Annotated in this window: 13 protein-coding genes; 9 read left to right on the forward strand and 4 right to left on the reverse strand. The window is 44.8% G+C overall.

Going from position 1 to position 12,508, the window contains the following annotated elements; genetic code table 11:
• The first annotated feature begins 25 nt into the window (after positions 1–25).
• From ABIX36_RS03520 to ABIX36_RS03560, 9 genes are all read left to right on the forward strand, one after another.
• A complete protein-coding gene (locus ABIX36_RS03520; protein ID WP_348080780.1) occupies positions 26–490 on the forward strand; it encodes a hypothetical protein in 465 nt (154 codons plus the stop codon).
• 512 nt (positions 491–1,002) lie between these two features.
• Positions 1,003–2,814, forward strand: a complete 1,812-nt coding sequence (gene typA, locus ABIX36_RS03525) for a translational GTPase TypA (protein WP_348080781.1) — start codon at positions 1,003–1,005, stop codon at positions 2,812–2,814.
• A gap of 225 nt (positions 2,815–3,039) precedes the next feature.
• Positions 3,040–4,119 (forward strand): Ig-like domain-containing protein, encoded by a 1,080-nt coding sequence (locus tag ABIX36_RS03530; RefSeq protein WP_348080782.1) that lies wholly within the window; start codon positions 3,040–3,042, stop codon positions 4,117–4,119.
• Between the two features lie 149 nt (positions 4,120–4,268).
• Positions 4,269–5,600, forward strand: coding sequence for a flippase (locus tag ABIX36_RS03535; RefSeq protein ID WP_348080783.1), 1,332 nt, complete (start codon positions 4,269–4,271; stop codon positions 5,598–5,600).
• Entirely contained in the window at positions 5,597–6,250 is a 654-nt protein-coding gene (locus ABIX36_RS03540; protein WP_348080784.1) for an FkbM family methyltransferase, read from the forward strand. The genes ABIX36_RS03535 and ABIX36_RS03540 overlap by 4 nt, the downstream gene beginning before the upstream one ends.
• A 1-nt stretch (position 6,251) precedes the next feature.
• A complete protein-coding gene (locus ABIX36_RS03545; RefSeq protein ID WP_348080785.1) occupies positions 6,252–7,025 on the forward strand; it encodes a class I SAM-dependent methyltransferase in 774 nt (257 codons plus the stop codon).
• A gap of 44 nt (positions 7,026–7,069) precedes the next feature.
• On the forward strand, positions 7,070–7,990 hold the full coding sequence (locus ABIX36_RS03550) for a sugar transferase (protein ID WP_348080786.1): 921 nt from the start codon (positions 7,070–7,072) through the stop codon (positions 7,988–7,990).
• Positions 7,991–8,230: 240 nt separating this feature from the next.
• Positions 8,231–8,473 (forward strand): hypothetical protein, encoded by a 243-nt coding sequence (locus ABIX36_RS03555; RefSeq protein ID WP_348080787.1) that lies wholly within the window; start codon positions 8,231–8,233, stop codon positions 8,471–8,473.
• Between the two features lie 175 nt (positions 8,474–8,648).
• Positions 8,649–9,743, forward strand: a complete 1,095-nt coding sequence (locus ABIX36_RS03560; protein WP_348080788.1) for an AI-2E family transporter — start codon at positions 8,649–8,651, stop codon at positions 9,741–9,743.
• A gap of 17 nt (positions 9,744–9,760) precedes the next feature.
• On the opposite strand, the gene ABIX36_RS03565 is transcribed toward ABIX36_RS03560, so the two are convergent.
• The 4 genes from ABIX36_RS03565 to ABIX36_RS03580 form a co-directional block, all read right to left on the reverse strand.
• Complete coding sequence (locus tag ABIX36_RS03565) at positions 9,761–10,726, reverse strand: hypothetical protein (RefSeq protein WP_348080789.1); 966 nt, start codon at positions 10,724–10,726, stop codon at positions 9,761–9,763.
• A 95-nt stretch (positions 10,727–10,821) separates the two neighbouring features.
• Complete coding sequence (gene recO / locus ABIX36_RS03570) at positions 10,822–11,547, reverse strand: DNA repair protein RecO (protein ID WP_348080790.1); 726 nt, start codon at positions 11,545–11,547, stop codon at positions 10,822–10,824.
• Positions 11,537–11,905, reverse strand: a complete 369-nt coding sequence (locus tag ABIX36_RS03575) for a diacylglycerol kinase family protein (RefSeq protein WP_348080791.1) — start codon at positions 11,903–11,905, stop codon at positions 11,537–11,539. Before ABIX36_RS03575 ends, recO begins: the two co-directional genes overlap by 11 nt.
• Positions 11,906–12,237: 332 nt before the next feature.
• Positions 12,238–12,441 carry a hypothetical protein gene (locus tag ABIX36_RS03580; protein ID WP_348080792.1) on the reverse strand — a complete coding sequence of 68 codons (204 nt, stop codon included), beginning with the start codon at positions 12,439–12,441 and terminating at the stop codon, positions 12,238–12,240.
• Positions 12,442–12,508: the final 67 nt, after the last annotated feature.

The following is a 12,508-nucleotide window of genomic DNA, read 5'->3' on the forward strand; positions in this document are numbered from 1 at the left end:
GCTTTTCGTTCGTCAGCATAAGAGTATGTACAACCTAATTCTTCCGCTCCATTCTGTTGTTCGCTGGCTGGTATTGGTTACCCTGCTGATGGCTGTTTACAGGGGCTATCAGGGCTGGCTGGGCAAAAAAGCATATAGTAAGTTCGATGACAACCTGAGGCAGACCACCGTTTCCATCATCCATATGCAGTTTGTATTGGGCGTGTGGCTCTATGCCATTAGCCCCATCACCACTTGGTTCATTCACCATTTTAGCGAAGGCCTGCGCCTGCGCGAGATCCGTTTCTTTGGCATGGAGCACATCACCATGATGTTCATTGCCGTGACGATCATCACCGTTGGGTCGTCAAAAGCCAAACGGCATATTACGGACCATGATAAATTCCGTACGCAGGCTATCTGGTTTACCATCGGTTTGCTGGTGATATTGAGCTCTATACCATGGGCTTTTTCGCCGTTGGTACATCGGCCTTGGGTGAGGGGGTTTTAGCCTCCCACCAACCGCGGTAGGATTGCAGCGGATACCGGCAACAGTTCCGCTCCTGCGGACGGACGGACAAACCTAAACCCGATAGTACGGAAAGCCCGCTTCTATCAGCGGCTTGGAGGGATAGCGGGGCTACCGTTGCCGAAGTGCTACTGCAACTGCTTTACACTACAGCGTCATTATAAGGCACGAAGCAATCTCCCGATAGGCGGGTAGGCCATGCAAGGTGGAGATGCAAAGTTTGGAGATTGCTTCGTGCCTCGCAATGACGGGTTGGGGATTGGACTCGCGTTGCATGTTCAGCTTAGCATATTTGAACCCCCCATGAGGTTGCCGCGCTATTGCTCGCAACAACTGGGTTTGGTAGTTTATTTCATGTTAAATGTTACTGCATAGTACGTTAACCCTAAGTAATCTCGCTGTAATTTATTCATCTACATTACTATTCACTTGCAAACGCTTTAAAATACCATATATTAAGCGTACCTTTGCGCCAAATTTAGAGGCCGCATTTTATGCAAAAAATAAGAAATATAGCGATCATCGCACACGTTGACCACGGTAAAACCACATTGGTTGACAAAATTTTACACAGTTGCGCTATCTTCCGTGATGGGCAGGAAACTGGTGAATTAATATTGGATAACAACGACCTGGAACGCGAACGTGGGATCACCATCGTATCGAAAAACGTTTCGGTGATGTACAAAGATGTTAAAATCAACATTATTGATACCCCTGGTCACGCCGACTTTGGCGGTGAGGTTGAACGTGTATTGAAAATGGCCGATGGCGTGTTATTACTTTGCGATGCATTTGAAGGCGCTATGCCTCAAACACGCTTTGTAACCCAAAAGGCTTTGGCTCTCGGCTTAAAACCAATTGTGGTTGTAAACAAAGTGGATAAAGAAAACTGCCGCCCGGAAGAGGTTTACGAGCAGATCTTCGAACTTTTCTTCAACCTTGAGGCTACCGAAGACCAGCTGGATTTCCCGGTTATCTACGGTTCATCTAAACAAGGCTGGATGAGCACCGACTGGAAAAAACCTACCGAAGATATTTTCCCGTTGATGGATTGCATCCTGGCGAACATCCCGCCTGCACCTGTTAACGAAGGTACTTTACAAATGCAGATCACTTCGTTAGATTATTCATCTTTCGTTGGTCGTATTGCAGTAGGCCGTGTTGCCCGTGGTACTATTAAAGAAAACATGCCGGTATCGTTGGTAAAACGCGATGGTACTATCCAAAAATCGCGTATTAAAGAATTATACACCTTTGAAGGCTTAGGTAAGGTTAAAGCTACCTCTGTTGCCGCTGGTGATATTTGTGCTGTTGTTGGTATTGAAGGTTTTGACATTGGTGATACCATTGCCGATTTTGACAAACCGGAGCAACTGGCCGTTATTAAAATTGACGAGCCTACCATGAACATGCTGTTCACCATTAACACTTCACCGTTTTTTGGTAAAGAAGGCAAGTTTGTAACATCACGCCACTTGCGCGATCGTTTATACAAAGAGATGGAAAAAAACCTGGCGCTTAAGGTTGTTGAGACCGAATCACCAGATTCTTACTTAGTATACGGCCGTGGTATCCTCCATTTATCGGTATTGATCGAGACCATGCGTCGCGAAGGTTACGAATTGCAGGTTGGCCAGCCACAGGTAATCATCAAAGAAATTGATGGTGTTAAATGCGAGCCGGTTGAAACCCTGATTGTTGATGTACCGGGTGAAGTTGCAGGTAAAGTTATTGAGCTGGTTACACAGCGCAAAGGCGATCTGTTGATAATGGAGCCAAAAGGCGACTTACAGCACTTAGAATTTGATATCCCTGCACGTGGCATCATCGGCTTACGTAACAACGTATTAACGGCAACCGGTGGCGAGGCTATTATGGCTCACCGCTTTAAAGCATACGAGCCTTGGAAAGGCCAGATTCCTGGTCGTTTAAATGGTGTATTGGTATCTATGGATACCGGTAAAACCACTGCTTTCGCTATTGATAAATTACAGGATCGTGGCAGGTTCCACATTGACCCGGGAACTGATGTTTACGAAGGACAGGTTTTAGGTGAGCACATCCGCGATAACGATTTGGTTATTAACTTAACCAAAGGCAAGCAGTTAACCAACATGCGTGCATCTGGTAGCGATACCAACGTGCGTATTGCACCTGCTATTAAATTCTCTCTGGAGGAGTCGATGGAGTACATCCAGGCCGACGAATACATCGAGGTAACCCCTCAAAGTATCCGTATGCGTAAGATCTACCTTAACGAAAACGAAAGAAGGATCAACGCTAAAAAATTCCAGGCTCAGTAATTTAGAGAATGGAGAATAGTGAGTTGTGAGTAGTTCTAACTCGGCTATATATATTAAGGAAAGGCTGTCATTTATTTGACGGCCTTTTTTTGTTTAGCGGGGCTGATTTTGTCCGCTCGCTGTCTATTTTGTCCCGCTCTGGTTTGCGGACGAACGACACTGTTATTGCGTCATTATCAGATAATAGTGTTATATTAGTACCGCTAAACTTTATCCTTTAGATAGATGAAAAAAATATTACTCATAGCAATTACAATAGCATTTTGTGCAAGTGCCTGCGTGAAGGAACTGGTGGTTAACCCCGACCAATCTGTTGAATTAACCCTGGATACCGTGTTTGCAACGGTAGGCCAGTCACAACAAATAGTACCATTAAATTATAGCCCCGAGCAACTCAACTGGCAATCGGCAGATACCGCTATTGTTTCGGTATCGGCAAATGGATTGGCCAAAGCAAAAAAAGTAGGGCAATCTGTAATAACTGTTAGCACTAAAAACAATAAAAGTAAGGCAACCTGTTTGGTAATTGTTAAAGCGGCAGTAGTACTTCCACCTGTAACACCTATTGATACACCTGCTACGCCTGGCAATATAAGGCAAATTCCCGGTTTGGCAAGCGATGTGGGCATTGGTGCTGATAGTTCTATTTATGTAATTGGCACCGATGATGTGTCGCCTACGGGCGGCTTCGGCATTTATAAAGTTGTTGGCGGCGTTATGGTAAAACTACCCGACTGCGCCGGCGTAAGGATAGCGGTAGCGCCCAATGGTACACCGTGGGTAGTAAACAAATCGCACCTGATATACCGCAAAACCGCTACCGACCTTTGGGAATTGATGCCGGGCACTGCGAATGATATAGGCATTGGGGCAGACGGTTCGGTATTTATTATTGGCACTAATGATGTTTCGCCTACGGGTGGCTATAATATTATGAAATGGAACGGCACCAACTGGGATAATCTGCCAAATTGCGCCGGCACCCGCATTACCGTGGCTCCCGATGGTACGCCATGGGTGGTAAATAAATCGCACCTGGTATACCGCAAAACCGCTACCGAATTATGGGAAGTTGTAGGTGGTGTGGAAGCAAATGACATTGCCTGGTGTGCATTTACAAATATCGTTAACGTTACCGGAAAAGATACCGGCACCGCGGCGTCTTCGCCAATTTATCAATATGCACATGATACAACCTGGTACATTCATCCAGATGGTGCTTACGGGGAAAGCATTGCGATGACACCACACGGGCTTCCTGTTTGGGTTGATAAACAGCACCGCCTGTTTATGATGACGTTGTAAGTTAGAGATTAGTTATAATTATCCAATATTGCCAAAGGCATCCTTTAAGGGGGTGCCTTTTTGCTTACACAAAATGGCTGATCGCTAACCAAAACAACTACTCTCTAATCCCCGGCCTCTAATCTCTAATTACTATCTTTGCGCAAACTATGCGTATACCCGCCATTAAAGGATTCGACCAGCAGGCTTTAGAAAAGTATTTTAAAAATACAGGCTGGCTTTTAATTGCCCGCGTAGGCAGCATGGTGGTTAAGTTTGTAATTAACAGTGTACTGCTCTCTCGCTATTTAAGTACCGAGCAATTTGGTATTTTAAATTACCCTATGGCCATTGTCACCTTCACCATGGCAATTGCCGCGCTGGGGCTCGATGGCTTTATCACCCGCGAATTATTGAACCACCCCGAACGTAAGGATACCTTACTGGGTACCGCCTTTTGGATGCGCCTAACAGCCGGGCTATTCACGTTGCCTTTAGTATATGGTGTTTACTTACTGCTAACCCTTGCCAAACCGCTGGAAACACCTTTCAGCTACGTATTTATTGTAGCCTGCTCCTCCGCACTGCAATCGGTAAATATTATCGATAGCTTTTTTCAATCGAAGGTTCAGGGCAAAAACATCATGTATGTGCAGGTGTCGGGCAATATTATCTCCGCGCTCATTAAACTGTTGTTTATCATTCTAAAGCTGCCGCTGATATGGTTTGTGTATTCCTTGTTGTTTGATACCGCCTTGTTAGCTTTGGGCTATATCATCCTCTACAAAAAAAGTGGCAATCACTTAAGCGGCTGGCGGTATGATAAGCGCATAACGGGCTACCTGCTTAAACATTCCTGGCCTTTAGCATTCTCTGCCATATTGGTTACCATTTACATGAAGATAGACCAGGTGATGATACCCATGTTTACCAAGGCCAGCGAACTGGGTATTTATATGACCGCCGCCAGCCTGAGCGAAAACTGGTACTTCATCCCCGTAGCTATTGTTACCTCGGTGTTCCCAGCCCTTATCCATGCCCGCAAAACCGACCCGGAGCGCTATCACAAAAGGCTGCAAAACCTCTACGACCTGATGGTGATCCTGAGCGTGGGCATAGCTGTTGTCATGAGTCTCGGCTCCACTTTAATATATCACCTATTGTTTAAACCGGCTTACTGGCCCGCCGCGCCTGTACTATCCGTACACGTATGGGCTGGCATATTTGTATTTTTGGGCAGCGCGAGCGGCCAATATTTAATTGCCGAAGGCTACTTTAAGCTCTCTATGCTGCGCACGGGTATAGGCGCAATTGTAAACATCGTACTCAATATTTTCTTCATCCCGGCTTATGGCATCATCGGGGCGGCCTATGCTACATTGGTGGCCTATGCTGTAGCTACGTTTTTTATTGTACTGATACCAAAAACAAGGCAACAAGGATTGATGATGTTTAAATCATTATTTTTAATTTCACTGTTTCAAAAAATAACCAGGCGTTGAGCACATTTTCAGCATTAATAAAAGTATTAACAAACCCCAGGCACTTGCGGGCATTGTTGTCGTTCGATAAAAAGGGGTACCTTGATGATATCGGTTGGTTCAAAGCTTTTGATAGCAAATCACCGGTAGACCAGGATGGCAAACCCATTCCCTGGGTAACCTACTCATTTATCGATTTTATAAAAGAGCGCCTTACCAAGCAGCACAGCGTGTTTGAGTTCGGCTCGGGCAACTCTACTTTTTTTTACGCCAAATATGCGGGTAAGGTGGTTTCTGTTGAGCACGATAAAGACTGGCTGAACAAGATCAACCAATCTGATAAAAAAACCAAAAACTCGGAGATGATCTATTGCGAGTTACACCGCGATGGCGATTACTGCCGCATGCCGGTTAAACTGGATAAAAAGTTTGACATCATTATTGTTGACGGCCGCGACAGGGTAAATTGCTGCAAGCAATCTGTTGGCGCGTTAAGCCCAACCGGCATAGTAGTGTTGGATGATTCGGAACGCGAATCGTACAAGGCGGGGGTTGATTTTTTAACCGACCAGGGCTTTAAGCATTTGCCGTTTAGCGGCATATCGCCGGGCTTATTCTACCGCAAATCAACGTCTGTATTTTACAAAACCGATAATTGCCTGGGCATATAATATGGCAGAAGAAAAACTGAGCGGCAACGTAAAAACCGCTTACGACGAATTTTACCAAAAGCACGATGAGGCCTGGCGTATGCTGGGTGCCAAATACAAAGCACAACACATTGTTGATGTTTGCGCGGGCAAAAGCTTCGGCAAAGTGCTGGAAGTTGGGGCAGGTGACGGCAGTATATTGAAATACCTGTCTGACCAAAACTTCGCCCCCGAATACCATGCGGTAGAAATATCTGATAGTGGCGTAGCACATATTAAATCGAGAGATATAAAAGGGTTAAGATCGGTACAGGAATTTGACGGCTATAAGTTGCCGTTTGAGGATAATAGTTTCGACCTCATCATCCTTTCGCATGTGTTGGAGCATGTGGAGCATGAGCGCCTGTTGCTGCGCGAAATGAAGCGTGTTGCCAGTCATTTTGCGATAGAGGTACCGTTGGACTATAAAGCGGGTGTAGATAAGCGCATAAAGCATTTCCTGGCGTATGGGCACATTAATGTGTACACCCCAACCAGCCTGCGCTATTTGTTAATGACGGAAGGTTACGAGGTGGAAAAGGACCTAACATCGATGATTGAGCCGGAGGTGACGAGGTTTAACACCTACATTAACCAAAAGAAACCGAAGAGCCTGGTTACCAACTTAAAAATAGCAGCCGAATACACGGTAAAAAATACCCTAAGCAAAATCGGTGGCGAAAAGGCAACCGAACGCTACGCCAATGCCTACACCGTACTTTGCAAAAAAACAGATAAACAAGCCGATATTTTTTAATAAGTCCGGCTAATCACTAATTCACTCATTCAATAACTCACTAATTGACCCCTCCCGCTCCCATAGCGCTTTTTGCATATAACCGGCCCGGTCATACCCGCCGCACCATAGAAGCTTTGCAAAAGAATTTGCTGGCGGCAGAATCGCGCATGTTTATTTTTTGTGATGGTGCCAAAACAGAGGCAGACAACGCGGCAGTGGAGCAAGTGAAGCAAATAGCGCATGCAACAAGCGGTTTTCTATCTGTAAAAGTCATTGAGCGCAAGCAAAATCTGGGGCTTGCTAATTCCATCATCAGCGGGGTTACACAATTGGTTAAAGAGTATGGTACTGCCATCGTTTTTGAAGATGACCTTATCTCCTCCCCCCACACGCTGCAATATTTTAACGATGCACTGGAGCGCTACGCATCCGAGGAAAAAGTAATGCACATCAGCGCCTACATGCTGCCCATAGCGCTTGATAACCTTACAGAAACGTTCTTTTTCCGCGCGGCATTCAGCTGGGGCTGGGCAACCTGGGCAAGGGCATGGGACAATTTTGAGCCCGATGTAGATAAGCTGATGCAGCAATTTGATAAAGAAAAAACAAGCCAGTTTTCCATAGAGCATACGATGAACTTTTGGAAACAGATGCTGGATTTTAAAGCCGGGAGAAACAACTCCTGGGCAATTCGTTGGTATGCTTCTGTTTTTTTAAAGCAGGGTTTAACACTAAATCCACTGCATTCCCTGGTGCATAACATCGGGCACGATGGCAGCGGAACGCACTCTAACATAGAAAACACCTACCAGGTACAAATAGCGCAAAAACGAGTAAAATATTTCCCCAATGTTATCAAGGAGGATAAAAAAGCCTACGAAGCCATTAAACATTTTCTTAAAAACCGAAAAGGGAGCTTGTTTAACCGGGGATTACAGTTTCTTAAACAGCTGAAAGGCAAATACCTGCGTAAAAACGGCTGATTTTTACAATATGTTAATAGATATCGCGCTTGTTAATAAATATTTTTCAAAAAAATTAGTCTGCTAAATCTATAGACATTATATTTGTGCGTTATTAAACCAATTATAAACCAATCGTTCTTTATGATTTAATAATAAGATCAGTAAAAAGCAAAAAAAGAGAGAGCCCCACAGGTTCTCTCTTTTCGTTTTTAGAAACATGATGAAGCTTTTTGTGTTATACCTACAAACAGCTAAACCATGATTGACGAGAAAGACACCCACCCTGCAGATAAAGACGGTAAATACGAGTTTATTATCCATTACTCGGGCCGCGAGGTTCCATGTACAGTAGTTAAGGAACAAAACAAGCTCACCGTTTGCATAGAAGACAATATCAGCTCCGAACTCACCTTAAGTGACGATGGCACACTGGTACAAACCGGCGGCACCGACCTGGCCGATTCGGCAGTCGAATTTATTAAGAAAAGAATTATAGGATAATCTGCAAATGCTGCACAGAGGTTTGCCAACAGTTTACCGGGCAGATCTTTGTGCAAGTTGTAGAGCTTATTTTGATAGCGGTGGTTAACAGACCGCTGCAATATAGCGCTATCGCGGCATTCGTGCTTATTTAAAGCGCTGGTTAAACTCATCGTCTCACCCATACCAAGCCCGCATGGCCACACCCCACCTCGACCGGACCCTCCGCATATTACTGATCTTCGTGTTGGTTTTTGGCATTCTTTACCTGGGCGCCCCTGTGTTTATTCCACTTACTTTTGGTGCTGTGCTGGCCATGCTGCTGCTCCCGGTTTGCCATTGGCTACAGCGACTTGGGCTGAATAATGGTTTTGCTTCTGTTTTAAGTTTGATTGCTTTATTATTATTGGTAAGCGGCCTTATCCTCTTGTTGGAAATTCAACTGAGCGACATAGCGCAGGATCTTTCTAAAATACAGCAACGGGTAAATGGCCTCATAGCACACACCAAAGATTATGTACAGCAAACCTTCGGCATTTCGCGCAGCGAACAGCAAAAGATGATCAAAGAGCAACAGGGCGACAGCATGGGCAAAGCCGCAGGAATGATCACTACGCTGGTGGGTTCTTTTGCCGGCATTTTAATAGATACCGTTTTGGTGTTGGTTTATACCTTTTTGTTCATTTATTTCAGGGCTCATTTCAAAAGCTTTATTCTGCGGATACTTAGCCGCCAAAACCGCGAAACCGCGAAAGACGTGCTGCAAAACGCAAGCACCGTAACACAGCAATACCTGGGCGGCCTTGGTTTAATGATTGTGATGCTATGGGTGATGTATGGCATAGGATTTAGCATTGCGGGGGTGCAAAACGCCCTGTTTTTTGCTGTGCTCTGCGGTATACTGGAACTGGTACCTTTTGCCGGTAATATTACCGGCACCTCCATCACCGTGCTCATGGCTTTGGCTCAAAGCAGCGATACAAGGATAGTTATCGGCGTTATCATCACTTATGGCTGCGTACAACTGGTGCAAACCTATATCCTCGAACCATTGGTAGTGGGCGACCGGCTCAACATTAACCCGCTGTTCACCATTCTTATTATTGTGGTGGGCGAGGCTCTTTGGGGTATCGCCGGTATGATACTCGCTGTACCGCTCCTTGGCATCTTCAAAATTGTATGCGATAACAGCGAACCCTTAAAAGACATCGGTTACCTTATCGGCCCTCCCAAAGAAAAAAAGGGCGAGGAAGGGAGCTTTATTACGAGGCTGTTTAAAAGCAACAAGTAACCCTGCCAATATTATTCTTACCGCGAAGCTATGCCATTATTATTCCCGGCTACCCCCTTTACATGCAGCGATATTAAACTGGCGTGCTTCATGCCAAGCGTTTCCCCCGGGATATTACGAAGGTATTGCTTTATGTAACTGTTCATGATAGCTGTGGACTTAAGGATATAATTATCCCGGTATGTCCCCTCAGGGAAAGCGGTGAGTGGTTCACCGTAATACATTTTGCCTGCTTTATCTACGTACACCGAAAAGGAATAATCAAAATCTCCGTAAGCTTTATTGATCGTAATACCGTATTCGGGGTTCATATAGTCGGCAGAGGTATTATTATTATTCAGCGCCAGATCGGCTACGGTTTTGAACTTGTGAACGGCCACCCGTGGGCTTTTGCTAATGAGTTGTACAGGTTGCTGGGCAGCAAAGCTGTTTTTCATATCCAGGTTTGCCTTAGCTACCAGTTGCATTACAAATAGTGTATCCTGCGTTTTATAATGCTGCAGCGTGGCGGCGGTAGTATGTAACTTATCGGTAATGTAGTTATCGGCATAAAATTTCATAAAAACTTTGGCGCCGCCTACGTCAAGGCTGTCGTTTTTTGCGAGGAGTAATTCAAACACCAAACTATCCTTACTCATTTGCCGCATCTTCAGAAACGAGTGGTTTGTGTAGATCACCGAATCGAAGCCGAGTGCCAGCGGGAAATTAAGAAAGGCCTTTTTAACCGGGCTAAACAACGCCACCGAATCGGCTGATACAAAACGCAGCCGCCAATCGGGGTTTAAGTGGTAGCCGTATTCGTTAAACGACAAACCGTTTTGCTGGGTGCGCGAGACTTCGGTGTAGGTGATACCCTGTATAGTTTTAAAGGATATTTGCTTTTTATTGGCCCTTAAATTTGGGTTGCTTTTACAGCCGGCAATCGCCAGACTTGCTAAAAAGAGCAGTGCACCAGTTTTTATCGGTATTGTTTTTAAAGGCATATGTGTAATTGTGCCTGTAAGATAATGATAGAAAACGAATTATAGAAACTACTATTGTAATGTACAGTGTTAAAAATCCGAAATCCGAAATCACCTTACCCCAGTACTTCCTCCAGCACTTCGTGCGATTTGATGTACCCGAAGCCCTCTATATGCATGGCATAATACTCCAGCAGTTTACTGATGAGGTAGCGGCGCTCGTCGTTACCCAGTTTAATGTCCTCTATTTTACCAAAACCGCTTTGCAGCAGGGCTTCAAAATTTTTGGTGTGCGGCGGCGAGAGGTAAGATAAGCTATCGGGGCGGTAATTGCTGAACACGCCGTTCTTCATATCAAAATAATTAGCGCCTGATGCACCTTCGCTATGCGGATAGAACCCTAAATAGCGCGTTAGCTGGATAAGAAACACAAGGTGAAAGTTGGCAAGCCCGCGCGTAGCATTATCCAGCCATTCTATGGCATTGAAGATAAAATCGAAGATGTTCTCATCCGGTGTTTGCTGCTTTACGGCTTTGTACAGCACCTCGTTTAAAAACATGGCGAGGCAGCTTTTTATGATATCATACGGGATACTTAGCAGCACGGGCGAATTTTTGAGCTCGGCAATGCGCTGGATATTACCGGCGGCTTTGTGATACACCACCATATCTACCAGGTGCAGCGGCTGCAGCATGTTGCGGCTTATTTTTGCCTTTGGCTTTTTTACCCCGTTGATGAGGTAGGATTGCAGCCCGAATTTTTCGGTAAAGATCTGTGCTACTACGCTGCTTTCGCTGTAATCGGTAGTTTTAAAAACGATGCCGCGGGTTTTATGCAGCATAACCCAAAAGCAATAGAATTTTTGGCAGGAAGATGATAACGCCCGTTATAAGCGCGAAGAACGCTACAACCAATACCGCAGCCGCGCTGATGTCTTTTACATGCCCTGCAAGTTTGTTATAACCCGGTGATACCAGGTCGGTTAGGGTTTCTATACCGGTGTTGAGCAATTCGGTAAGCAGCACCATGGCAATACAAAGCAGGATCCAGTTCCATTCGGCGGTGCTGATGTGCAGATAAAAGCTTAAGCCAATAACCAGCAGGGCAGCAAACACATGCACCCTAAAGTTTATTTGAGTAGCAAAGGCGTATTTTAAACCATTAAAGGCAAAGCCAAACCCGCGGATAAATTTTTTCATTACCTGTTAAGATACGCAAATCTGCACAAATTAATTTACTGGTAGCGTAAAGTAAGCATAGCATCATTTGCCGTTTGCACGGTTAGCGCCATAGAACTATGTATGGCGGTTGCATTATGCGATAATAAACTTCCAGCAGTTCATCACTACTAAAGCCGGGGGCGTTACTCATTTAAGTTGGTAAGGGATATATAACCAAAAGCTATAATTAATGAATGGTAATACCTGCCGAACGAGGCTTTCGTTTGGTTGTATTAGCCGGAAAAAATAGTTCTTATTTAGGGGATAATGCTGTAAATATAGTATACTTTGGGTAACAATAAAAAATGTTGTTATGACACTTTTTTCTTACCTGTCAATTCATCTTTTAGCAGTAAAACGAAGCTGATGCAACCAGCCAGGCCAAAACCACCCGATGCCCCTCTTAATATATCAAACAAAAGCGGATTTTTAGGGGCAGGCACCAAAAGTACAATTGCAAACAACAGTATGGAGACAGCAAGAAGCAAGATGGTACGGGTAACCTGATTTTTCATTGGCGAAAGATATTAATTTTTCGCGACAAGCTTCGACACCACGCTTTCCGAAGGCAGGAGAAAAGTG

The organism is Mucilaginibacter sp. (assembly GCF_039925265.1).
Lineage (GTDB): Bacteria > Bacteroidota > Bacteroidia > Sphingobacteriales > Sphingobacteriaceae > Mucilaginibacter.